This window comes from Sulfolobus acidocaldarius SUSAZ (assembly GCA_000508305.1).
In the GTDB taxonomy this organism is placed as follows: Archaea; Thermoproteota; Thermoprotei_A; order Sulfolobales; family Sulfolobaceae; genus Sulfolobus; species Sulfolobus acidocaldarius_A.
Map to the genome: position 1 here is coordinate 213,676 of CP006977.1, position 22,518 is coordinate 236,193.

Sequence of the window (22,518 nt, forward strand, 5' to 3'; positions counted from 1 at the left end):
GAAAGATCTTATTTTTTAAAAATGTAAAAAGTGAAACTTTCGATTAATTACACTTATTCTACCAAAAGTGTTAAGAGGCTTTCTTCAGGTATGTTATAAGTCCACCAGTTTTCAATATCTCTAATGGCATTCCTGAAATGCCCTTACCCTTTAATACTTTACTTCCGTTAACTACGATTTCCCCTGTCTCAACATTTACTCTCACTAGGTCACCCTGGTTAATCTCCTTCGTAGCGTTCTGAAGTGTTATTACAGGCAATCCGTTATTAATAGCGTTTCTGAAGAAAATTCTGGCAAATGATTCTGCTATTATTGCCTTTACTCCCGCAGCCTTAAGAGCCATTGCAGCCTGTTCTCTGGAGGATCCCATTCCGAATACCTTCCCTGCTACAATTATCACTCCTGAGGATGCTTTCTTATAGAATTCTGGATCTAATGGTTCCATTGCATGCTGGGCTAAATACTGTGGATCAGTGTACTTTAGGTACTTGGCGGGAATAATAATGTCTGTATCTATTTTGTCTCCAAATTTTAGAACTTTAGCTTCTATTATCATTATAATCTCCTCGGGTCAGTTATTTTACCTTCTAATGCAGTAGCCGCAGCCACTGCGGGTCCTGATAGATAGACTTTTGCGTCGGGGCTTCCCATTCTTCCTTTGAAGTTTCTCGAACTTGTCGAGATTATTGTCTCTCCTGGACCTGCTATACCAAAATGTCCTCCTAAACATGGACCGCACGTCCCATAAGTTATTATAGCCCCAGCATCAGCTAACGTCTGCACATAACCTAGCTCTAATGCTTTCTTGAACAGCTGATAAGAGGCTGGAATCACAATTGTTCTTGTTTTAACTTTCTTTCCTTTCAGTATCTTGGCTGCCATCTCAAGATCGCTTATTCTTCCATTGGTGCAAGATCCTATGAAAACTTGATCTACTGGTATACCTTCTATCTCATTCACAGTCTTTACGTTATCTACGCTATGAGGAGCAGCAACCAGAGGGTCTAATTTAGATAGATCAATATTATATTCATCAACATATTTTGCATCTGAATCAGGAGTCACCATCTGTGGCTCATATCCTCTAGCTGTCTTTATGTAGTTGAATGTTTCTTGATCTGGAACAAACATCAATGCATCCGCATTCATTTCAATACCCATATTAGAGACTGTAGCTCTGAAGTCCATTGGTACGGCTGAGGGCTCTTTCACGAAAATCTCAAGAGACATTCCGTTAAAGTAATCAGCCTTAAAGTCTCCTAAGATCTTAAGGGCTATATCCTTACCGTTTATCCATCTCGCTGGTTTTCCTTCCAGTGTTATCTTAAATGGCTGTGGAACCATTACCCATGTCTTTCCAGTTATAACCGCTGCTGCTACGTCACTTGCTCCTAAACCTTGCGCAAATGCCCCAACAGCACCTGATGTGCTGGTGTGACTATCTGCTGCTACTATAACTTGACCAGGATTAGCATACCTCTCGATCATTATCTGGTGTAATATTCCTGAGTTTATATCATAGAAGTTAGGCACTGAGGTTTTCTTTACGAAGTTTCTAATTTGCCCTTGAATTTCTGCACTCCTTACATCTGGGGGTGGTGCTAGGTGGTCGAAAGCTATAACTAACTTCTCTCTATCAAACACTTTGAGAGTTCCCACATCTTCCATTACTTCTATGACGTGATATCCAGTTAAATCATGAAATGCAACCAGATCTACTTTTATTTCTGTTACATCTCCTGGAGAGACATTTTTACCTGAAGCTCTACTTAATATTTTTTCCGTAAGAGTTTGTGGCATTAGGTTTATTAGAAACTATAGTAGAAAATAAATATTACTTTAAAGAGTAGTTCTAACTTAAAACTATTTAGTCATTAAAAGATTCTTTTTCTTCTCCCTACTCTTTTCTGCTATCTTTGACGCATAAGCTCCTCCGAAGTAAAGCATGGAGAGAATAATTCCTATGATAGTTTCAATTATACCGCCTGTAGTACCAGGAGATATAATATACGCAATAATAAAAGATAATAGTACACCCCACCTCCAATTCTTAAACCATGTTGATGACTTTATCAATCCCACGAGAGTGAGCATATACATTATAAGAGGCATTTCAAATGCAATTCCTGTACCAGCCATTAGGAGTATTATAGTACTTATATACGAATTAAATCCTAGTGTAGGTTCAACTCCCAGTGAGACGTCCAGCCTATATATGAATATTAACATGAAGGGTAAAAGCATAAAGTATGCGAATACTGAGCCAGCTACAAATAATAGCATTCCTGGAATTACTAACCTCCTAAAAGTCCTCTTTTCATGCTCATACAACCCTGGAGACACGAATGCCCAAAATTCCCTTAATAAAATAGGTAATGAAGAGAAGATTGATAAGTAGACCGAAACAGTTATTGTGGTCAGTAAAGCTTCAAATGGAGATAGGGTTATCAGAATTAAGTCTTTTGGAATTGGTCTCATTAAGACCTCTCTAGTGAATTGGACTGATATGCTGTCATATAATGTAGGATAAAGTATGGGTATAGAGTAAGTTCCAATTTTAATAGTTGTAATTCCAAAAGTGGTGTAAATTGTAAGGAAGACAAGAAATGAGACTATAACTCTCCTTGTTCTGCGTAATAACTCCCTTATATGCTCTATTAACGGTTGCTCCTTATCTTCCCTTGCCTTCTGATAACTCATTGTCTACTCCTCTATTCTTCTTAAGCTCATTTAACTCTTTCTCAAGCTCTTTGATCCTCTGCTCGAGTAGATCTATCTTATAGTTCTTAACACTGTAATTTACTGGTGTATTATTATTTGTCTCATAATACATGGTTCTCGAAACTTCAGAAAGAGGTCTAACTACCTCCTCATTACTTTGAGCAATTTCATTGAATTCACGTTTTAGTTCATTTACAATCTCAGTCTGCTTTCTCCTTAATTCATTGTATGTCTTTACCACATTTTTTATGGTGGATATAGAGTTTTTGTCACCTGCTAATAGAATTATGCCTAACACAATTATGATCAAAAAACCATCTATTGAAGAAACCAATAACTTTCACCATTATCAGCTCTGCTGTTAGCTCTGTCCACTCTGCTGTTTTTGTTTCTTTAACTCCTCTAACTCTCTCTGTAAATCCTGAATCTTCTTTTGAAGTTCTGCCTCTTTATCAACGGGTTGCTGAGCCTGTTGAGCTTGTTGCATTTGCATTAGCTCCATCTCAGCCTCCATCTTACCTTTCTTGAACTCGCCGATAGATTTCCCAAGTGATCTGAATAGTTCAGGAAGTTTAGTTGCTCCAAAGAACAATATGGCAGCTACAATAAGTACAACTAACAACTGATCCCAGTTGCCAAACATATTTATCATTATATATCTCGTTTCGTTATTTATAAACTTTTTTCACTATTAATTTATCGTTGATCTTAAGCTAAACACTGATTAAGTTACCTTGTGGGCAAGAAATTATCTTGTGTCTAAGGTTTAAATTACATAACGAGAATTTCTTTAGATACTATTAAATTTTGAAGAAAAGCTTTTAAATACTTCAAGTTAAGAGACGGATTGGGCGGTGGTAAGTTGGAAGAATCCTAGAGGGCATTAATCTAGGTTATGCTTATGTAGACGCAAATTTCGTATTTAAGAATGTGAATCTTGAGACTCATGAGAATGAACTAGTTAGTATTGTAGGACCTTCAGGGATAGGGAAATCTACCCTTCTGAGAATATTAGGCGGATTTACAATTCCAACAGAAGGAGAGGTAAGGTTAGAGGGTAACAAGATCTCTAGACCAACACCAAAGATATCATTGATTCATCAATCCATAGTTACTTTTCCTTGGATGACAGCTCTCGATAACGTCAAGTTAGGGTTAAAATATAGGAAGTTACCCAAAGAGGAGGAAAATAAGATAGCTAAAAGAATGTTAGAGTTAGTTGGTCTATCAGGGTTCGAAAACTTTTATCCTAAGCAATTAAGCGGAGGAATGAGGCAGAGAGTAGCTATTGCTAGAGCACTAGTAGCCGATCCTCTTGTCCTTCTTATGGATGAGCCTTTCTCTCACTTAGACGAGTTAACCGCAGAAGGACTGAGACAAGAGATATATCAATTATTATTCAGTGAGGAGGTTCCTTTAAAATCCGTAGTTTTAGTTTCACATAATTTGAATGAGGTAGTTGAACTTGCAGATAGGGTGTATATACTCAACGGTTTTCCCGCTACAGTAATAGGTGAGGTAAAAATCGAATTAGAAAGACCAAGAGATCCCAAAGACACGAAGTTTACCGAGTACGTTGATGTACTTTACAAACTTCTTAGTCCCAAAGCAAAGAAAATTAGTGACTCCAAGGGTGAACTAATATGAGCGCACTCTTAGAAATCGTCATTGCTACTTTATTTACTCTAGCTAGAGTATGGATAACAATTGCCCTATCCATCATCACTGGTTGGTTTTTAGGTTATCTTGCTATAAAGAGTCGTATCGTAGAGAATGTATACGTGAGTCTCATTGAGATTTTTGAATCGGTGCCCGTATTCAGCTTCTTACCTATAGTTCTTATATTCTTCGTGTTCACTATTGGAGGAAATTTAGGTATTCAGTTAGCGGTTTTGTTTCTTGTATTCACCGCAGTAGTATGGAATATCTGGATGGGTATTTACCAAGCATATAAGACTATTCCCCAGGATATGTTAGAGGTCTCTGAAAACTATAGATTTTCACTTATGGACAAATTCTCAAAGCTATATATACCCTACAGCATGCCACGCATTGCTTCAAACTTATTTCCAAGTTTCGTCAACGCTCTATTTTACATAACTGTGAGTGAAGTATTTAGCGTAGGGAATTCGCAGTATCAGGTTTTCGGAATTGGTTCTCTTATAAATTACTTTGTGAATAATGGGCTATACAATGACGCTCTCATCGGAATAATCATTTTGATCATATGGGTTATAATATTTACTCTTGTATTGAGAGAGTTAGCGGAGTATATCATTTCAAGATTCGGGCTAGATACTGAGATTAAAGTTAGAAAAAGAGGGAGGCTTAGCATTCGCTATTCCTCCAGGATAAGTAGTGGACTCTCCACAATAGTCAAGTTAGGAAAAGCTTTCACCATACCTGTTGCTAGAAGAAGTGTGAGACAAGTAAGAGTAGAGGAGGAAAGGGAAAGAAGTAAAGCGAGTAATTTATGGAAATACGTAGGTATCTTAATATCAGTCTTAATTCTGTCTTTCATTCTATATGGCTCCATCTCTGTTATAATATCAGTACCGTTAGCTACCTGGTCGTATTTGGTATCTAACACTCCTTTTGCTTTACTCTCAATAGCTGTTGATTACATAAGGGTCACAGTAGTTACTTTAATTTCATTACTCATCGCTATATTCCTAGGATACTTTATAGCTGTGCACAAGAGAATAGAGAGAGTAATACTACCACTAATTCAGATTGTCGCTGCAGTTCCAGCCCCTGTTTATTTTCCGTTTCTTTATGCATTTTCCATTTCTTTTATAAGCCATTTGTTTGGAGCGTTTACCAACGAGTTTTATGTTCTACTCCTTGGATTCTTATCTACTTTCTATTATTCATTTTTCAGCTACTACATAGGAGTTACCAGTATGCCTGTTCAGTTTTGGGAGATAATGAAAAATTACGAATTGTCATTTTGGCAGAAGCTTAGGCAAATAGTCTTACCTTCCACAATGCCTTACCTCATTACAGGCATAACTTCCACAGTAAATAGCACTTGGGGAGGCTTAGCCATAGCAGAGTATTGGCCAAATATCACGCAGGATCATAATTTATACGTTAGGACGGGTTTGATGAAGGATATTGTCTTATTTACAAATCAAGGCGCAATTGGGTTAGCATCATGGTTTTCGTTGATTTTTGCTATAATAGTTGTTGCCTACTCTATTTTGTTCACGAGGAAACTTATGGATTTAGCTAGGAGAAAATATATTGCAGAGGAAGGAGTTTATTTAGCATAAACTTATTTCTTTCTAAGTACTCCTTATTGTGAATGATGTGGAATCCGGGATCTGAGAATGATGACAAAAAGCGCGAGCGCTGATTATAATTTGATCTGTAATGAGAAAAATTGGATGTATAAATTTTTTATATCTGTTTATGCTTATATAACTTAGTTGATTTTATGCCCCCATTTGGAAAAGTCTTGGTCGCAAATAGGGGAGAAATAGCAATAAGGGTAATGAAAGCGGTAAAGGAAATGGGAATGAAAGCAGTGGCAGTGTATTCAGAGGCTGACAAGAACTCTCTTCATGTTAAGTACGCTGATGAAGCCTACTATATAGGGCCGTCTCCGGCAATCCAAAGCTACTTGAATATAGAGTCAATTATTAGCGTAGCTGAGAAAGCACATGCTGATGCAGTTCATCCGGGTTACGGTTTCCTGTCTGAAAGGGCAGATTTCGCAGAAGCAGTGGAAAAAGCAGGGATGGTGTTCATAGGACCTTCTCCCCATGCAATGAACTCCATTAAAAGTAAACTCGACGGAAAGAGACTTGCAAAGGCTTCTGGAGTTCCCATATCACCTGGTTCTGATGGACCAGTGGAGAATTTAGATGAGGCTATTAAGATTGCAGAAAGGATAGGATACCCTATAATGGTGAAAGCAGCCTATGGAGGAGGAGGTACAGGTATAACTAAGGTAGATTCTCAAGAGCAGCTAGTTGATGTTTGGGAAAGAAATAAGAGATTGGCATACCAAGCATTTGGAAAAGCTGATTTATATATAGAGAAAGCCGCAGTAAATCCCAGACACATAGAGTTTCAACTTATAGGAGATAAATATGGTAATTACGTGGTTGCCTGGGAAAGAGAGTGCACGATACAGAGGAGAAATCAAAAACTGATTGAAGAAGCTCCCTCACCTGTAGTTAAGATGGAAGAAAGAGAAAGAATGTTCGAACCCATAACAAAATTTGGGCAATTAATAAGATATCACACCTTAGGTACATTTGAGACAGTGTTCTCCGATGTAAGCAGAGAGTTTTACTTCCTTGAGCTAAACAAGAGGTTACAAGTGGAACATCCAATAACAGAGACCATATTCAGAATAGATCTAGTGAAACTACAGATAAGATTAGCTGCCGATGAACATTTACCCTTCACACAAGAGGAATTGAATAAGAGGGTAAGAGGACACGCAATAGAATATAGAATTAACTCAGAGGATCCAATGAATGAATTTTCTGGAAGTTCGGGAATTATTACCTATTATGAGGAGCCCTCAGGACCTGGAGTTAGAGTAGATAGTGGAATCACCTTAGACAGTTATGTTCCACCTTTCTACGATTCATTAATAGCTAAGTTGATAGTTTACGGTGAAGATAGGATCTCAGCACTACAGTCAGGGCAAAGGGCTCTGAACGATTTCAAAATTGGTGGCGTAAAAACGACAATAGAATTATATAAATGGATAACGAGGGAAGAAGATTTTGTAAATGCCAAATTTACTACGGCATACATAAGTCAGAAAACAAAAGAGTTTTTAGAATACCTGAAGAGAAAAGAGATGACTAAAGCTGTTATAGCATCAGTCATGTACAGTAAAGGGTATGTTAAAAAGAGTGGTAACGGCAAAAAGGAGACAGTTTCAAATAATAAAAACAAATGGAAGACTTATGGAATAATGTCACAATCTTCATATAGGGTGTTGTGGTAATGAAGATCATAAAAGTAGTTACAGATCAGGGAGATTCTTACACTTTCGTCACAGAGAAGAGGGATAATAAGGATTTAATGAAAGCAGAGGGAGCAGAATTTGAGGTTGAATACCTGGGAGCTGGATGGAGAGAGGGAGAACACTTAATTAAAGTCAATGGCGAAGTCCACACTATCTCCATAATTAATGGTCATTTAGTTATTGATAATGAAACGTTATTTAAAGTTGATAGGGTTATTGAAGAGTCTTTAAGCGAAAAAGTGTCATTTGAGGAAATACTTAAGGGCAAGGAGGGAGAGATTGTTTCACCTTTACAGGGTAGAATCGTCCAGATAAGGGTAAAGGAGGGCGACGCAGTGAATAAGGGTCAGCCCTTATTATCAATTGAGGCAATGAAGAGTGAAACAGTAATATCAGCATCTAAGGGAGGAGTTGTGAAGAAAATTTTGGTAAAACCCGGACAGGGTGTTAAGAAGGGAGACCTTCTTTTAATTATTGAGTAGTTATGGGGTGAGGTCAAATTACATCCACATATGATAAAATATTGGAAGAATTGAAAAAGAAGAAGGAATTGGTATGTAAGGGGGGAGGAGAAGAGAGAATTAAAGCACAGCACGATAAGGGAAAATTGACCGCTAGGGAGAGATTATCATTACTGTTTGATGATAATACATTCCAGGAATTTATGGGATTTGCAACAACAAAGGCTACGGAATTCGGTCTAGACAAGAACAAGGTCTATGGTGACGGTGTAGTAACGGGATGGGGAAAAGTTGAGGGAAGAACTGTTTTCGCCTATGCACAAGACTTCATATCATTAGGAGGTACATTGGGCGAGGTACATGCTAACAAGATTGCTAGAGTTTATGAGTTAGCCCTTAAGACAGGGGCACCTGTTGTAGGAATAAATGACTCAGGTGGAGCTAGAATACAGGAAGGAGCAGTTGCACTGGAAGGCTATGGTGCAGTGTTTAAGATGAATGTTATGGCATCAGGTGTTATACCACAGATAACTATTATGGCTGGACCTGCTGCAGGAGGTGCAGTTTATTCTCCCGCATTAACAGATTTCATTATAATGATTAAAGGAGATGCTTACTACATGTTTGTAACAGGACCAGAAATAACTAAGGTAGCTCTAGGTGAAGAAGTCAGTTATCAAGATCTAGGAGGAGCAGTAGTACACTCAACTAAATCCGGTGTAGTGCACTTCATGGCTGAAAATGAACAAGACGCAATAAACATAACTAAGAAACTGTTATCATACCTCCCCTCTAACAACATGGAGGAACCACCATATATAGATACAGGCGATTCTGCAGATAGAGATGTGTCAGGAGCCGGTGATATAATTCCATCAGACCCCGTAAAGCCGTATAGTATGAGGGAGTTAATATACAGGACGGTCGATAACGGTGAGTTCCTAGAAGTCCATAAGTATTGGGCAAACAATATCATCATTGGATTTGCAAGAATAGGTGGGAATGTGGTTGGTATAGTAGCCAACAATCCGGAGGAGTTTGGCGGTGCAATCGACGTTGATGCTGCAGATAAAGCAGCTAGGTTTATAAGGTTCTGTGATGCCTTCAACATACCTCTGATAAGCTTAGTTGACACTCCTGGTTACGTTCCAGGCACTGAGCAGGAGTATAAAGGGATTATAAGACATGGGGCTAAAATGTTGTATGCCTTCGCTGAAGCTACTGTCCCAAAGATTACTGTAATACTGAGAAAGTCCTATGGCGGAGCTCATATAGCTATGAGCATAAAGAGTCTAGGTGCTGACTTAGTTTATGCCTGGCCTAATGCAGAAATAGCTGTTACAGGACCAGAAGGGGCAGTTAGAATATTGTACAAAAGAGATTTGCAGAAGATGAGCAATCCTGAGGATTATATAAAACAAAAGATAGAGGAATACAGGAGATTATTTGCAAACCCATATTGGGCAGCAGAAAAGGGTCTAATTGATGATGTGATAGAGCCTAAAGATACAAGGAGGATAATTTACTTTTCTTTGGAAATGTTAAAGAGCAAGAGAGAGTATAGGTATCCTAAGAAGCATGGGAACATTCCACTGTAAGAATGCAATTATTTTCTCCTTTTTCTGCTTCTATACAACTTTTCTTACCTAAGGCTAGAAGTATTAATGAGAACTTTTGGAGTACATCACAGTCGTCCTTAAATATCACTTTACCGTTTAAGTAATCAAGCAATAATTCTTGCAGCCTCTTTGACAATTTTCTCACCTAGATTTTGTCCGAGTAAACTCTTTACTCTCTCAGGTTTCATAACTATGTCCTCAGGTTTCTTTATTCCCTGGTTGAATAATAATCGAGCTCTAGCTCTACCTATACCTGGAACTCTGACCAACTCTAACAACTCCTCCTTAACCCCGTCGGCTATCCTCTTATGTAACTTCTCTAGAACTGAGGCATGTTGATTTAAATCAAGGATTGAAGATACGTGAAAAGCACCATATGTCAACCACTCCATTGTGTCAACTATTGCCCTTAAATCTCCTGATCCTATGCCATATTTACCAAGTATTGTATCTTCATCTACCTCCTCAATCCAGTCCTTAAGAATAAATGCCACTTTGAGTGCTGAAATGTAATTTGAAAACTCAAGTTCATCATCAGGTTCATCTATTATTAGCTCACAGTCTAAATTGTCAAGTAGGGCGTCTTCTTCATTTCTACCTACACTTACTAAGGGTCCATCAGGTGTGTAAGCTATCAAGTGAAAATAGGCTATATCACATGGACTCTCAGCTCTCTCCAGGTAATTCTTAATTGTAACTGCAGTAAAGGGATTTAGGTAAAGGTCTGACACTCTCCTGCCGAATTTTGTTAACTGGAGTCTATCGTCATCACTCATTATGAACTCGTTTTTACTTAACCAGTCAATGGCGTTGTTGTAGTATTTCCTGACAAGTTGCTTAGACAACATTGTATCTTCCACATAATCCTTGAGTCTGTCTTCAGTAATTTCACCTTCTGATGCTATTAAACTTAACACGAAAGAGAAGAACGGTCCCTCAGCACCCAGTTTTGACTCTATGGGCTCTATGTCTGAATGGAGGTACTTATCTATTACCTTATCGACCTCTACTTTAGACCTTACCAGAATAATAGCCTCTCCGTGATCATCATAACCAGGTCTGCCCGCTCTTCCGCTCATTTGTCTGTACTCCATAGTCGATATCATTTCCGTAAAACCAACTATCTTCCTGTTGAATCTGTAAATATCACCTATTACTACTGCTCTCGCAGGAAGATTTACTCCAGCGGCTAGTGTGGGAGTGGCTGTTATAACTTTAATAATTCTTTCCCTAAACGAGGCTTCTATTATATCCCTTAAGCCCTTTGACAGACCAGCGTGATGAAAAGCTACTCCTCTTACAATCAAATTATACAGTACTTCTTTCTCGTTGCTTCCAGCATCTTCTACTTCCTTTATCCTCTCGGCTGCTTCTAACAGTTTTTTATCATCTAATTTAACAAAATTCATATACTGTGAGATCTTCATTGCTGTGGTCTCAGCGTATTTTCTTGACGACCTAAAAATTATTACCTGACCTCCTTTGGACAATATGTCTAATGTGTAGGCCATTATAGGGTCGTCTCCCTTTAACTTGTTCGTTGTCCCATCAGAGTAAAGAATTATGTGCCCTTTTTTCCCTTCTGAATACATAACCCCTTCCTTCAATGGTACAGGTCTCCAATTGGTTGCAACTATATCAGCGTTTAACCATTTTGCCACATCTTTCGCATTTCCAATGGTAGCACTTAAAGCTAGGATAGTTCCCTGTCTCTTAGCCCTCACGGCTACACCTTCAACCACAGGACCACGATCTCCATCATTCATATAATGGAATTCGTCCAACACGAAGTAATCAATGTCCTTCAACCACTCAGCGCTGTGCCTCCACAACGAATCTAGTTTCTCGTATGTTGTAACGATTATGTCAAAGTTACGTAACCAAGGATCATCAGTATCATAGTCTCCACTGGTTACACCTACCTTAAAGCCAAGTTTTTCCCAATCTTTAAAAGTGGAGTACTTCTCGCTGGTTAGAGCTCTCAGAGGAGTTACATAGATCGCTTTACCGCCCTTATTCAGTAAATGGGATATCATCCCCAATTCTGCCATAAGAGTCTTACCTGAGGCAGTAGGAGTAGTTATGAGAAGCCTCTTGTCCTCTATCAAACCTTTTTTCACAGCTTCGGTCTGGGGAGGGTTAAGCTTCTTAATACCCCTGCTCTTTATTATGTCCTTGACCTTATTATCGACAGGCAAATCTTCTACGGTTATTTCTTCCATATCCTAAACGTTACCCATTATTTTGTAGGATTTATAAGCATTTTCCCCCTTATATGAAGTTTTTACTTACGTTTTCTTAATACTACCATTAATAAACTTTTCCTTTACTTCTTTACTAGTTATACTTATCTCTTATGACATAATATGATATTGTGATCACTTATGAATGGCGTCAAGAAACTCGACGATAATACCTTTGAACTTGAAATGAGCGGTGTTAAAACCATTTCCTTTAAACTTGATGATGACTTTTTGCAGGAAGTCGATAAAATGGTAAGACTTCTTGGTTATACAAATAGAAGTGATCTTATAAGAGATGCTATACTTGAATACATCAGTGAGTTAGAAGATAAAACATGATAGATTTAAACCTTATACTATCTATACTTATATTTATTTTTGGTATTACACTGTCTTTTATAGTAGGTGGTAATAACTCTGCAATATCTTTGGGGATTTTAGTTTCGACAAATGTAATGAAGCGAAAATATTCGTATCTGATTAGTGCAATCTCTATATTTTCAGGGGCATCGATTGGAAGTCTAACCATGTTTAAGAGTGTACATGGAATAGTTAATACGTCGGATGAGCTATTAGCAAAAGTTATCATAGTATGTATACTCTTTTCATCAATACTATCCTTCTTCTATCTAAATAGAATGGGGGTTCCTACTGCTCTAAGCCAAATGATATATCCTTCTTTAGCAGTCATCTCACTAGTCACTAGGATAGTTTTCCTTTGGAGCGCTTTCCTTGTGACTTTAGTGTCCTGGATGATTTCACCATTAATAGCAATAATTTTTGCTCTTTTATTATACAGATTAGTCCATACCTTTTTGAAGAGTACAAAAGGGATAATCGAACAGGTGAAGTATTATAGGGTAATCATATTGATAGCCTCTGCATTGACGTCATTTGTGACAGGGGCTAATGCTGTAGGTATTATAATCTCAACTGGGCTCTTTGCATTACCAGAATACATAATAGTACCATGTTATGCACTAGCAGCTGCCATAGGGATTTACCTGAGTTCATGGAGGGCAGTGATCACAGTAGGTTTTAGGGTGACCAAGCTAGGTTATGCAAGTGCGTCCTCAGCACTTATAGGAAGCGCATTAGTATCTGAAGTTTTTACGGTGTTTAGTGTGCCCATATCTATTACGCAAACAGTTATGGGAGGAATAATAGGTTTAAGTTTTAGGAGTCTTACCTCTGATATAGAGAAGCAGTTAAAACAAATAGGTCGCGGTTGGTTACTATCTCCAACATTTTCTATTATAGTATCTTTAGCCTTGTATGGTATAATCAGAAGTATTTTAGGATTTTAATGTAGCGTATAATATTTCTATACTTAGTACTGCACTCTCCATGCTATCCAATATATCGTCAAGGAAAAATATGGCATCTCTTGTCTGTAAGAGACTTATTAGATGGAGTGAATCCTCCATATCGTATAGCCTCGTTATGATCATGTCTTTAATTTCATCTCCACTCCTCTCCAACATCTGCACCTCTTTTCCAACTTTAAGGGCTGAGGCTATGTCCTTTGGTAATAGGGACAACATTAAAACTACTTTATCAGATGCCTCAAGAATTATAGAAATATATGAGAGAAGACTTTCCTTCAGAGTTGTCAGACACTTTTCATCAACTCTCCTGGCTGTCAACGCCCTACCTGCGTCCTTCGCTGAAGCACTTGCCCTGTATAGATCTTGTGTAAGCATAACTATAGCCTCCTTAAAGTCCGGCAGAAACGCTTCACTGTATATCACTGAGAGTAACTCCTCCCTAGTCATGCTTATCTTTTCATTCAAAGATTTGATTTTAATTAGACTACTGTTTTTCATGTCGTCGTCCTTGACCAATAGGGCGTTTATTAACTGTCTCAAAGCTTCAGCTGTAGTTTTCAAATCTTCTCCTATTTTAATTAGCTTGTCAAATACCTCTTGCTCTCTGTTGATTCTAATTTTTAGTACCATAATATCAAGATAGAATCTCTTCTCTTCTGAACTTAAAAGGATTTTCCTCTTAAGACTACTCCTTTAACCCTTCCGCTAAACTTCTCAATTTCCTAAGTGCAAAATCCCTGTCTTTCTCTTCGGTCTTGATCCTTTGTAGTATATCCTCTAGGGTGTAGATTACCTCATAGGCAACCTTCCTGTTAACTGGAAATGGAATACCGTCCTTTCCTCCAATTGCATAAGCATATTTGAAGGGATCATAAGGCATGTTAACAGGGTCGTTATAGGAGGGTGGTTCATTGTATACTAAATCTGCCACAAGATATAATGCCTTAGTACTAGATGGACCTAAACCATGTAAGAGTGCCTCCTCTAAATTAGACGGGTTTACTTCGTATACCTTATGTAGTATTTGCCTAATTTTGGATATCTCTATTGGCTTCATGTAAATTCTCCTCTTCTTTACATCAACCTTGAACGCAGAGGGATTATCTAGTGTGGTCTGTCCTTTTATCATATTTTCAGCCTTTATTACGTCATTAATTAACTTCTCAGGAGGCTCTCTAAGGAGGTCAACAATCAACTTTCTCGTATTCTCCGCATTCTTATCTACGGCATTTATGGCAATTTCCTGTTTTACACCCATTATGCCTTTGTGCGGTTCAAGCAGGAAGTTTTCAGTAGAAATCCAATGGTACCTCCTGGCAAATCTGGTCTCCAGATTCATTCCCTGTTGTATAATACCCCATTTTCCGCTTTCACTAACTAAAACTGAGTGGTGATATAGGGTATGTCCATCCTGAATTAGTGTACTATCGACTTTAGCCACTAATCTACTGGCTCTTTCAATCTTTTCAAGGTTTACAGAAAATTTTCCTCTAAGGCTGTTTAATTCATCAGGGACTTTTAAGGCATTTTTGCCTTTACCGCCTAATATCGCTATTCCTTCTTCCTCTGGTTTTATAACTTCTTTGAGTATTCCTAACGTAACTGTGGTTGAACCAGAGGAGTCCCAATCCATGCCTATGATGTTATTAAATCCTTGAAACCATAGAGGGTTTGACAATCTCTCAACTACTTTATCTGGACCCCACTCAACTATCATCACGTCCACAATAGCCTTTGACAACCTCCTCATAATACTTGCTAACCAATAGGGAACTTTACCTGTGTGAAGCGGTAAATCTGCTATTCCTTCGAGACCCACAAATAGCTTTTCTAGTAGTAATACGATTTATATTTTGATGCTAATAGCAGCAACATCAGACATCCATTCACCTAGATATCTAACACAGTTCTTTGCTTCATTTAATTTGATAAGGAATCTCTCCATTGACGTATTCCTTTTAGCAGGTGATTTAGCAAATGAAGGAGAGTACATACATTTTAAACCGGTATACGATGTTCTAAAGAGGTTTAGAACAATAGCAGTATTTGGAAATGAGGACTTTAGGGAGAACAGGGATTCGTATAAGGAAACTTATCCTGATATAAAATGGTTAGAAGAGGATATTGTGGAGTTCAAGGTGGGAGATATCTTAGTCAGCGTAATTGGTAGTGACGGCGTTTTAGAAGAACCTACAAAGTGGCAAAAACTTAACGGTATTGATGAGAACTATTATAGGGAGAAGGCTAAAAAGATAGAGGATTTACTGTGTAAGGCTAGAGGAGACGTGAAGTTACTCCTAACACATTACGCATGTACATTTAGGACTGTCCAGGGAGAGAAAAAGAGTATATTTCCCTACCTGGGTTATAGAATACTTGAGAAAACCGGTTGTTTACCCCATTTGGCTGTACATGGTCATGCACATCACTCTAAAGTCACTCAAGGCTTGGTTAGAGGAGTGAGAGTTTATAATGTTGCGTTACCTGCTAATCATAAGATTGTCTTAATAAGGTTCTAGATACTAACAAGTATATTTACATTGTAGTGCCAGGTTATACGCAGCGTTAAAGTCTCTGTCAGCCTTGTAACCACATGATGGACAGACAAATAGCGGTCCCATCACTTCACCTCTCCTGAATCCACAGTTAGAGCAAATTTTGCTTGTGTAATATGGGGGAAGTTTTCTGAACTTAACTCCCTTCCTATATAGGTGACTCTCTAGTTCTTTCTCCACAGTTCTCAGTGCACTGCCTATTTTACTTTCAAAATACTCTAAATCCTCTATTGCAACTACTTTAGGGTTAAGGTCTTGGATAAATGACACAACATCTCTTATGATATTACCAATCTTACCCTTTATCGTCCTTATTTCAGAAACTCCTTGCGGATCACCGATTACCTTTATCATCTCTTCAGTTATGACATCGTTTCCCCAATATCTTACCTTCCAGAGGTTATCTTCTCTAATCGACACCACTGTGATTAAGTGCCTAACCCCGATATCAATACCAACTATTGATTTAGGCTTTTCATAAGCAAGAAAAACTCTCACGTCGTCTGAAAATTCAGCTATAGCATAGAGAGGAGGTGATCTTCTTGTTGAACTCACTAGAGCATCGACTTCAGGTATTCTATAGGGACTTGTATTTCCTATTATTCTCAATGGACCGTATCTTATTTTGTTACTTGAGGAGGTGGCTTGATAATACAATTCACGGGGTATATTTGAGGGAGGTGGACCTCCCTTCACTATCTTCGAGTACTCCCTGATAAACAAAATCTGTTTATGAATCTCTTTTAATTTTCCGTAATTCAAAATTTTAGCTTCTATCAGCTCTTCCATAAGATTAATTATGATTAGACATACATTTAAATTTCGATTACACTACCCTGTCTTAATTCCTCACCTTTAACTCCATAGTAATACATAACAGTGGAAGAGAAAACAAAGTTTTCATATCTATACATCTTGTAGTAATCTTCAACATCCCTCATCTTATTCTTATTGTAATAATGACCGACCAAGAGAGATACATCCTCATTACTTAAAGATAAGAGTATTGAGTTCAAAGTGACTGAAAACTCAGACAGCTTGATTATTGTCTCCTCATAGGCTCTCTTCACATCAAGGTTGTTTCTATCGATGTTCTTTATTATTTCTTGCAGGAAAAGGTAACTATCTGTTGAAGGGTAGTTTGGGTCTTCAAATGCTTTTCTACTTATAGATCCATTATGGGCGAAGTAAATATCCAGATTCTTTGTCCTCACGTGATATGGGTGATTATGCCTTACTCCTAGAAGAAAACCCTTTCCAGCTCTCCTGACATGAATCATGCCTATTACTCTGTCTCCTTTTAATAGGCTTGCAATGTCATAAAACGTGGGATCATCATATATAGGAATTGGAGACTTGAAGTAGAGTACTCTAGGTTTATTATCCCTATATATTATTGCTGAAATTCCCCAACCATGAGGGTGATTCAGGTATCTGGAGAACAAATCATTTCTTGCAGCGTCAATTAAGGCTTTCAAAGCCTTATGGTCAACCTCACCTTTTACTGAAAACCCTAATAATCTACACATTTAATACTAACCCATCATATGCTACTATATAATTCTTGGCTATTAATTTAACTTGATCTTCTATTTGCGAAGGTATATGTGTCATAACCAACTTGTTAGGACTTGAAAACATTGATAGTAGTTGCTTAACAGATGTATGCCCATACTTAGAGCACTCCTCTAGACAACTTGCTTCATGAATGACCAAATCAGCATCCTTGATTTCCTCCATAACTGGCTCACAGGGTTGGGACGTGTCTCCTGTGTAAACAATTTTTCTTTTACTATCAGTTATCACATACGAAACAGCGTATATTGCATGGCAAGCCTCTACAGAATATACGTTTAAGTCCCCTACCTTTCCATTAGGCTTACTTTCCTCAACCAGCCTTATGTTTATGCCATTCCACCTCTGATAAGAGCTCAATATTTCATATAGTCCAGGGGGAGATTTAATTTCCACATCAGGAAGACCGAAGATTCTTCTGTATATTAAATGATCAGGGATCCCGTTTATATGATCAATATGTAAGTGTGTTACAAATATAGTTGAGAAATCTACTAGGTCCAGGTCATCTAATTTGAAACTAGCTCCAGAACCTAAATCCAGTAGTATTGACGCTTCGCTCCCTTTAACATATATGGAGGACTTCACTCTTTTACTCCCTTTTGTTGATCCTGCTCCAGTTCCCACAAAGGTTATTTTCACTTCTCCTCACTCTCTAAATACATTATACAGTAAGGACATGGGCTTTTATGTTTGCTATTTAACCTTTTTATTCCGACCTTATTCCTGGGTTTTTCACTCTTTTTCAATTAATTCACTCACCTCGCTCAACCTGGGTCCTAAGGCACCTATCCTTGTAGTTGAATACGCTGAGATTATGTTAGAGATTCTCACCGCCCTCTCTAAACTATAGCCCTTCTCAAGGTAAACCGCCAGGGATGCATTAAAAACATCACCAGCTCCTGTAGTGTCAATAGCGTCTACTGTAAGTGTAGGGATTAAAATTCTCCTCTCCCTTGTGCCTATGTAAGCTCCCTTTTCACCTAACGTTACTATTACTGCCCTCTTAACTTTCTTTAAGAGTAAGTCTATTCCGTAGTTGAAATCTTGAGTGCCTGTCAATTCCTTAAACTCAATTTCATTTGGCGTCAAAATATCAACGTATTCGAGCAGGGACTTGTCATTAAGAACAGCAGGGGCTGGATTTAATATTTTAACACCGGGGAACTCCTTCAATGCTTTCTTAACAATGTTCTCGTTCACTTCCAATTGTGTAAGTAAAATATCTCCATTTAAACATCCATCTAAGTCCTCTTCATTGAGGAGAGCATTTGCTCCTCTATTCACAACTATGAAGTTCCTCCCTTTCCTATCAAAGACTATGTAAGCAGAGCCTGTTAACGCGTTTTTAATTTTCACATACGCAATATCTAACCTTTCGTCCTCCCAAAATTTTATAGCCCTTTTTCCGAACTCGTCATTACCCACTGCAGAGATTAACCTAACGCTTCCACCTAATCTTGACGCAGATACAGCTTGATTTGAGCCCTTCCCTCCGTGATCTATGTAGACACCATCACTGAAAACTGTTTCTCCCTCTGATGGGAAATCTCTAACCTTAATTAGAAAATCCACATTATAACTTCCAACAACAACGATCATTTTGACACCCTTTTAAGTTTCTCTATCATCTCTTCTACAGTGTTAGCCGTGAGATAAGCCCTACCTTCATGTAGTATTAGGTCTCCATCAAGACCGCTCTTTGTAATTTTTATTATACCCTCCTGAACAGCGTTAAGAAGATTACTGTTTAAGGAAACTGATAGAACTATTCTCCTTTTATGCTCATTGGCAATTTGTGTAACCTTATTATTGAGGTTTATTAGTACAGGTCCATCAACCTTAATCTTATCTAGGTAAGGTATTATACCTCCGGCTAATGTCGCAACGTCTTGATAACTGGTTAGAACAGCAACATTACTCTTGTCTTCCTCCTCCAATACAGTCCTTATTAATTTAGGATTTCTTTCTAGTTGCCACAACAAATTCTCTGCATCCTCCCTTGCAGTTTCTCTTTCGATTATCCTTTCCACATTAGAAAAAGGATCAACTGGACCATTACCCTCCCCTAAATCTAATGAGTACTCTATTGATTTTGACACAAACTCCTTAGCCATCTTTATTGCTTCCTTAATTTTGTGACCCTTAGCTAAATACGCGGTGAGAGAGGCAGAGAACACATCCCCACTTCCATGAGTGTTCTTAGTTTCCATCTTTTTACTCTGTAATTCAATCTCTTCTCCCTGAACAATGGCATAATCCATTCCTCCTAAGCTTCCCCCTCCTTTTACAACAACATCAACGCCATACTTAGTATAGATCTCACGAGCAGTATCTTTAAGGTCTAGTAAGTTCTCAATTTTCCTTCCTACTATTTTCTCGGCTTCGAACTTATTCGGAGTGAGTATTACGGATTCCCTTATCAACTCTTTTAAAGCTGACACAGTATCCTCTGTTACCAGTAGGTCGCCTGATTTAGCTACCATTACCGGGTCAAGTACTAGCCTTATGTTGTATTCCCTTACCTTTTTTCTCACTACCTCAACTATACGGGAGTTAGCTAGCATTCCTGTTTTTGCGTACTCAGGCTTTAGGTCAGTCATAATCACATCTATTTGAGACTCCACAAAATCTGGAGGAACTTCAAGGACTTTGAATACACCTTTAGTGTTTTGTGCCGTTAAGCCTGTGACTACTACTGTCCCGAATACGCCTAATGCTGTGAAAGTTTTTAGATCAGCTTGTAATCCTGCACCTCCACCTGAATCACTGCCTGCTATTGTCATAACTACAGGTCTTTTCCTCACAAATAATTAGAGTGAAGGGCATGAATAAAAATAATTCTAGTCACTTTATTTTCTTGTAGGGACACAACGTCTTAAAGACACAATATTCACATTCCCAGGAATAACGTGGAGCTATCTTAGCCTTCAACGTCTCTTCTGCTAATCTTATTATAGTGACCTCCTCAGCGGGTTCGTTTATCGAGTATTCGGTGACCCTATCTGGTGTTACATATACCAAAAGTCCTCTTTTTAACCCAAAAAGCCAAAGGTAAATTTGCAGTTGATATTTGTGATGTTCATGTGGTAGACTTCTGTCTGCCCTAGCGCTCTTTATTTCCACTATGACTTTTTCATCGTTTATCTGTATTATGGCGTCTGCTCTACCCTTAATCTTTATCTCCTTTCCGTCTACTGGAATAGTCTTCTCTCCTTCAACTTCGATTTGAGAGTTGGGGTATACACTCTTTATGAATTCCTGTAGTCCTAAATGAACAAGGTCTCCGAGCATAGTAGCTGGAGTGAATGCTTCAGATAGTGCAATCTCTTTATACATGGTCTCAAATCTAAGTTTCATGGGGCATCTCAGTATGTCTGTAACGTATAATACTCCTTCTTCTCTTTGGTGGGACATATAGTCCTTTATCCTGGAATTTATAAGAGCCTCAACTAGCATAAGCTACACCTCAGGTACTGATATCTTCCCACTTCTCTCCGTCTTTATCCAAACTCTTGGAACTCTCACTATTTCCAAGAATACTGCTGTGACATTTAATAACATTACGAAATTCATGTAAATGAGGGATAGTATAGAGTATTGATATTCAATTAAGTGTTTTCTCGATATTCCAAGTGCTGTTATGAAAGACAAAAGAGTTGCTGTAGAAACAATTACCATGGTCACGACGAAAAGCGGTGTTTGATATATTAGGACTAGGGAGTAATTTACGAGGTTCATCAACATAAATATAGGAGTTCCTATAAGGAGTATTCCGTCAAATATCCTGGGATCAATCTTCTTGGGCATGGATAATGAAATTTCAAAGTGTCCCCTGTACCACCTCAACCTCTGCCTTATTAACCATCTCAAACTACTGGCGACTTCTCTCCATGCAACCACATTAGGGTTATACATTATTTTGTAACCAGCACTAGTCAGTTTTACACTCAAATCCAAATCTTCGGTTAAGCTATATTCATTCCATCCCCCCATCTCCTCTATAATGGATTTTTTAACGAATGTGCAAGTACCCTCTAAGGGAACAAACAATCCAAATCTGGCTCTTCCACCGATAGAGTACTCATTAAAAAGCTCTTCAAGGCTGGCAAATCTCGTTATTATACTTTCCCTAACATTTATTGGAATTAACTTTCCTTGAACAGCCACAACGTTATCTGAATTAAAGGATCCTGACACATAGCTTAAAACATCTAACCTAGGAAATGTGTCTGCGTCAAATACTCCTATTATATCAAATTTTGCAAGTTTCATGGCATAGTTCAACGCCCTGCTCTTTCCATTAGTAACATTAGATTTATCCAGCTTGACACATCTCACATTATCGTAATTCTCTTCGTAGTTTTTACAAATTTGAAAAGTCCTATCTGTTGATCCGTCCTCAACAACTATAATCTCATATTTAGATTTATCATATTCTTGGTTTATTAACCGATCAAGGAGTCTGCCTAAAACCTTCTCCTCATTTTTTGCTGGCACTAGAATAGAGAAAGTTTTATCGCTGTATTCTATTTTTTGGTTCATCCTCCAAGTAAGCCCATAGAATGATAGAGCACTGTTATAAATGTTCCATGATGAAACTAGTATGCTAAAGAATACTACGATTTCATTAAGCATTGATAATCCTTTTCCAATCTATATATTAAAACTCTTTCGTGGTATTAGACTATAATACTGGGATTAGGAGTTACCTTAATACACTGCCCTTTAGCGTAAAAGAGAAAATGCCCAATATATGTATTGTGAGAGAGCTACTGGGTGACTACGAGAAGAGGGGGGAGAGCCTGAAAAGACTAGGCAAGTTCGTGGCACTAGTACTAGACGATCCATTTCATGCCACAACAGTAACCGGACTAGCACTTTACGGCATGGGTAAAATAGCAGAGAGAAGAACAAACTACGGTCTAAGACTGGCATATATAAGTGTCAAAGAAGGAGAGAAAGCCCTTAAGGAAGGGCTATTAGACATAATATCTTTAAGGTTCTAAGGAGATAAAATAAC

24 protein-coding genes are annotated in these 22,518 nt (G+C 38.1%); 9 read left to right on the forward strand and 15 right to left on the reverse strand.

What is annotated here, in order from left to right:
* Positions 1 to 70: 70 nt before the first annotated feature.
* The 5 genes from SUSAZ_01280 to SUSAZ_01300 all read right to left on the reverse strand — a co-directional run bounded on the left by SUSAZ_01280 (position 71) and on the right by SUSAZ_01300 (position 3,373).
* Complete coding sequence (locus SUSAZ_01280; GenBank protein AHC50756.1) at positions 71 to 556, reverse strand: 3-isopropylmalate dehydratase small subunit; 486 nt, start codon at positions 554 to 556, stop codon at positions 71 to 73.
* Positions 556 to 1,800 carry a 3-isopropylmalate dehydratase large subunit gene (locus tag SUSAZ_01285; GenBank protein ID AHC50757.1) on the reverse strand — a complete coding sequence of 415 codons (1,245 nt, stop codon included), beginning with the start codon at positions 1,798 to 1,800 and terminating at the stop codon, positions 556 to 558. The genes SUSAZ_01280 and SUSAZ_01285 overlap by 1 nt, the downstream gene beginning before the upstream one ends.
* A gap of 63 nt (positions 1,801 to 1,863) precedes the next feature.
* Entirely contained in the window at positions 1,864 to 2,700 is an 837-nt protein-coding gene (locus SUSAZ_01290; GenBank protein AHC50758.1) for a translocase, read from the reverse strand.
* The gene (locus tag SUSAZ_01295) at positions 2,672 to 3,019 is read right to left on the reverse strand and encodes a hypothetical protein (GenBank protein ID AHC52408.1); all 348 of its coding nucleotides are present in this window, start codon (positions 3,017 to 3,019) and stop codon (positions 2,672 to 2,674) included. The genes SUSAZ_01290 and SUSAZ_01295 overlap by 29 nt, the downstream gene beginning before the upstream one ends.
* Before the next feature lie 63 nt (positions 3,020 to 3,082).
* The gene (locus tag SUSAZ_01300; GenBank protein AHC50759.1) at positions 3,083 to 3,373 is read right to left on the reverse strand and encodes a twin-arginine translocation protein, TatA/E family subunit; all 291 of its coding nucleotides are present in this window, start codon (positions 3,371 to 3,373) and stop codon (positions 3,083 to 3,085) included.
* A 218-nt stretch (positions 3,374 to 3,591) separates the two neighbouring features.
* On the opposite strand from SUSAZ_01300, the gene SUSAZ_01305 reads away from it, so the two are divergent.
* The 5 genes from SUSAZ_01305 (at position 3,592) to SUSAZ_01325 (ending at position 9,773) form a co-directional block, all read left to right on the forward strand.
* On the forward strand, positions 3,592 to 4,368 hold the full coding sequence (locus SUSAZ_01305; GenBank protein ID AHC50760.1) for a nitrate ABC transporter ATPase: 777 nt from the start codon (positions 3,592 to 3,594) through the stop codon (positions 4,366 to 4,368).
* Entirely contained in the window at positions 4,365 to 5,996 is a 1,632-nt protein-coding gene (locus tag SUSAZ_01310) for a sugar ABC transporter permease (GenBank protein AHC50761.1), read from the forward strand. Before SUSAZ_01305 ends, SUSAZ_01310 begins: the two co-directional genes overlap by 4 nt.
* 164 nt (positions 5,997 to 6,160) lie before the next feature.
* The gene (locus SUSAZ_01315) at positions 6,161 to 7,693 is read left to right on the forward strand and encodes a biotin carboxylase (protein ID AHC50762.1); all 1,533 of its coding nucleotides are present in this window, start codon (positions 6,161 to 6,163) and stop codon (positions 7,691 to 7,693) included.
* Positions 7,693 to 8,196, forward strand: a complete 504-nt coding sequence (locus SUSAZ_01320) for a biotin carboxyl carrier protein of propionyl-CoA carboxylase subunit beta (GenBank protein AHC50763.1) — start codon at positions 7,693 to 7,695, stop codon at positions 8,194 to 8,196. Before SUSAZ_01315 ends, SUSAZ_01320 begins: the two co-directional genes overlap by 1 nt.
* A 17-nt stretch (positions 8,197 to 8,213) precedes the next feature.
* The gene (locus SUSAZ_01325) at positions 8,214 to 9,773 is read left to right on the forward strand and encodes a methylmalonyl-CoA carboxyltransferase (GenBank protein ID AHC50764.1); all 1,560 of its coding nucleotides are present in this window, start codon (positions 8,214 to 8,216) and stop codon (positions 9,771 to 9,773) included.
* Positions 9,774 to 9,898: 125 nt separating this feature from the next.
* Here the strand turns inward: SUSAZ_01325 and SUSAZ_01330 are convergent, their stop codons facing one another.
* Positions 9,899 to 12,016, reverse strand: coding sequence for a DEAD/DEAH box helicase (locus SUSAZ_01330; protein ID AHC50765.1), 2,118 nt, complete (start codon positions 12,014 to 12,016; stop codon positions 9,899 to 9,901).
* Positions 12,017 to 12,178: 162 nt separating this feature from the next.
* Here SUSAZ_01330 and SUSAZ_01335 point away from each other — a divergent pair, with 162 nt between their 5' ends.
* Entirely contained in the window at positions 12,179 to 12,376 is a 198-nt protein-coding gene (locus SUSAZ_01335) for a CopG family transcripitonal regulator (protein ID AHC50766.1), read from the forward strand.
* Positions 12,373 to 13,344 (forward strand): phosphate permease, encoded by a 972-nt coding sequence (locus SUSAZ_01340; GenBank protein AHC50767.1) that lies wholly within the window; start codon positions 12,373 to 12,375, stop codon positions 13,342 to 13,344. The genes SUSAZ_01335 and SUSAZ_01340 overlap by 4 nt, the downstream gene beginning before the upstream one ends.
* Here SUSAZ_01340 and SUSAZ_01345 read toward each other — a convergent pair.
* Positions 13,333 to 13,995: a phosphate transport regulator gene (locus tag SUSAZ_01345; protein AHC50768.1), complete on the reverse strand. Its 663-nt coding sequence runs from the start codon at positions 13,993 to 13,995 to the stop codon at positions 13,333 to 13,335. The two genes, SUSAZ_01340 and SUSAZ_01345, sit on opposite strands and share 12 nt — an antisense overlap.
* Positions 13,996 to 14,050: 55 nt before the next feature.
* Positions 14,051 to 15,184 (reverse strand): hypothetical protein, encoded by a 1,134-nt coding sequence (locus SUSAZ_01350; GenBank protein ID AHC50769.1) that lies wholly within the window; start codon positions 15,182 to 15,184, stop codon positions 14,051 to 14,053.
* A 37-nt stretch (positions 15,185 to 15,221) separates the two neighbouring features.
* Here SUSAZ_01350 and SUSAZ_01355 point away from each other — a divergent pair, with 37 nt between their 5' ends.
* Positions 15,222 to 15,884 carry a metallophosphoesterase gene (locus tag SUSAZ_01355; protein ID AHC50770.1) on the forward strand — a complete coding sequence of 221 codons (663 nt, stop codon included), beginning with the start codon at positions 15,222 to 15,224 and terminating at the stop codon, positions 15,882 to 15,884.
* Positions 15,885 to 15,887: 3 nt separating this feature from the next.
* Here the strand turns inward: SUSAZ_01355 and SUSAZ_01360 are convergent, their stop codons facing one another.
* From SUSAZ_01360 to SUSAZ_01390, 7 genes are all read right to left on the reverse strand, one after another.
* Complete coding sequence (locus tag SUSAZ_01360; protein AHC50771.1) at positions 15,888 to 16,709, reverse strand: transposase IS605; 822 nt, start codon at positions 16,707 to 16,709, stop codon at positions 15,888 to 15,890.
* 26 nt (positions 16,710 to 16,735) lie between these two features.
* Positions 16,736 to 17,449, reverse strand: coding sequence for a glutamine amidotransferase (locus tag SUSAZ_01365; GenBank protein AHC50772.1), 714 nt, complete (start codon positions 17,447 to 17,449; stop codon positions 16,736 to 16,738).
* Positions 17,442 to 18,137, reverse strand: coding sequence for a beta-lactamase (locus tag SUSAZ_01370; protein AHC50773.1), 696 nt, complete (start codon positions 18,135 to 18,137; stop codon positions 17,442 to 17,444). The genes SUSAZ_01365 and SUSAZ_01370 overlap by 8 nt, the downstream gene beginning before the upstream one ends.
* A gap of 93 nt (positions 18,138 to 18,230) precedes the next feature.
* Positions 18,231 to 19,097: a ribokinase gene (locus SUSAZ_01375; GenBank protein ID AHC50774.1), complete on the reverse strand. Its 867-nt coding sequence runs from the start codon at positions 19,095 to 19,097 to the stop codon at positions 18,231 to 18,233.
* Positions 19,094 to 20,302 (reverse strand): phosphomethylpyrimidine kinase, encoded by a 1,209-nt coding sequence (locus tag SUSAZ_01380; protein ID AHC50775.1) that lies wholly within the window; start codon positions 20,300 to 20,302, stop codon positions 19,094 to 19,096. The genes SUSAZ_01375 and SUSAZ_01380 overlap by 4 nt, the downstream gene beginning before the upstream one ends.
* Before the next feature lie 40 nt (positions 20,303 to 20,342).
* Positions 20,343 to 20,954, reverse strand: coding sequence for a CRISPR-associated protein Cas4 (locus SUSAZ_01385; GenBank protein AHC50776.1), 612 nt, complete (start codon positions 20,952 to 20,954; stop codon positions 20,343 to 20,345).
* 3 nt (positions 20,955 to 20,957) lie between these two features.
* Positions 20,958 to 22,133 (reverse strand): glycosyl transferase family 2, encoded by a 1,176-nt coding sequence (locus tag SUSAZ_01390; protein ID AHC50777.1) that lies wholly within the window; start codon positions 22,131 to 22,133, stop codon positions 20,958 to 20,960.
* Between the two features lie 125 nt (positions 22,134 to 22,258).
* On the opposite strand from SUSAZ_01390, the gene SUSAZ_01395 reads away from it, so the two are divergent.
* Complete coding sequence (locus SUSAZ_01395; GenBank protein AHC50778.1) at positions 22,259 to 22,504, forward strand: hypothetical protein; 246 nt, start codon at positions 22,259 to 22,261, stop codon at positions 22,502 to 22,504.
* The last annotated feature ends 14 nt before the right edge of the window (positions 22,505 to 22,518 follow it).

What these genes read in the sequence shown, in the direction of transcription:
- SUSAZ_01375 (AHC50774.1), bottom strand. Translation starts at nt 19,097, where the DNA reads ATGATCGTTGTTGTTGGAAGTTATAATGTGGATTTTCTAATTAAGGTT.
- SUSAZ_01280 (AHC50756.1), bottom strand. Translation starts at nt 556, where the DNA reads ATGATAATAGAAGCTAAAGTTCTAAAATTTGGAGACAAAATAGATACA.
- SUSAZ_01290 (AHC50758.1), bottom strand. Translation starts at nt 2,700, where the DNA reads ATGAGTTATCAGAAGGCAAGGGAAGATAAGGAGCAACCGTTAATAGAG.
- SUSAZ_01285 (AHC50757.1), bottom strand. Translation starts at nt 1,800, where the DNA reads ATGCCACAAACTCTTACGGAAAAAATATTAAGTAGAGCTTCAGGTAAA.
- SUSAZ_01300 (AHC50759.1), bottom strand. Translation starts at nt 3,373, where the DNA reads ATGATAAATATGTTTGGCAACTGGGATCAGTTGTTAGTTGTACTTATT.
- SUSAZ_01310 (AHC50761.1), top strand. Translation starts at nt 4,365, where the DNA reads ATGAGCGCACTCTTAGAAATCGTCATTGCTACTTTATTTACTCTAGCT.
- SUSAZ_01355 (AHC50770.1), top strand. Translation starts at nt 15,222, where the DNA reads ATGCTAATAGCAGCAACATCAGACATCCATTCACCTAGATATCTAACA.
- SUSAZ_01345 (AHC50768.1), bottom strand. Translation starts at nt 13,995, where the DNA reads ATGGTACTAAAAATTAGAATCAACAGAGAGCAAGAGGTATTTGACAAG.
- SUSAZ_01320 (AHC50763.1), top strand. Translation starts at nt 7,693, where the DNA reads ATGAAGATCATAAAAGTAGTTACAGATCAGGGAGATTCTTACACTTTC.
- SUSAZ_01385 (AHC50776.1), bottom strand. Translation starts at nt 20,954, where the DNA reads ATGCTAGTTGAGGCTCTTATAAATTCCAGGATAAAGGACTATATGTCC.
- SUSAZ_01335 (AHC50766.1), top strand. Translation starts at nt 12,179, where the DNA reads ATGAATGGCGTCAAGAAACTCGACGATAATACCTTTGAACTTGAAATG.
- SUSAZ_01390 (AHC50777.1), bottom strand. Translation starts at nt 22,133, where the DNA reads ATGCTTAATGAAATCGTAGTATTCTTTAGCATACTAGTTTCATCATGG.
- SUSAZ_01315 (AHC50762.1), top strand. Translation starts at nt 6,161, where the DNA reads ATGCCCCCATTTGGAAAAGTCTTGGTCGCAAATAGGGGAGAAATAGCA.
- SUSAZ_01365 (AHC50772.1), bottom strand. Translation starts at nt 17,449, where the DNA reads ATGTGTAGATTATTAGGGTTTTCAGTAAAAGGTGAGGTTGACCATAAG.
- SUSAZ_01340 (AHC50767.1), top strand. Translation starts at nt 12,373, where the DNA reads ATGATAGATTTAAACCTTATACTATCTATACTTATATTTATTTTTGGT.
- SUSAZ_01330 (AHC50765.1), bottom strand. Translation starts at nt 12,016, where the DNA reads ATGGAAGAAATAACCGTAGAAGATTTGCCTGTCGATAATAAGGTCAAG.
- SUSAZ_01360 (AHC50771.1), bottom strand. Translation starts at nt 16,709, where the DNA reads ATGGAAGAGCTGATAGAAGCTAAAATTTTGAATTACGGAAAATTAAAA.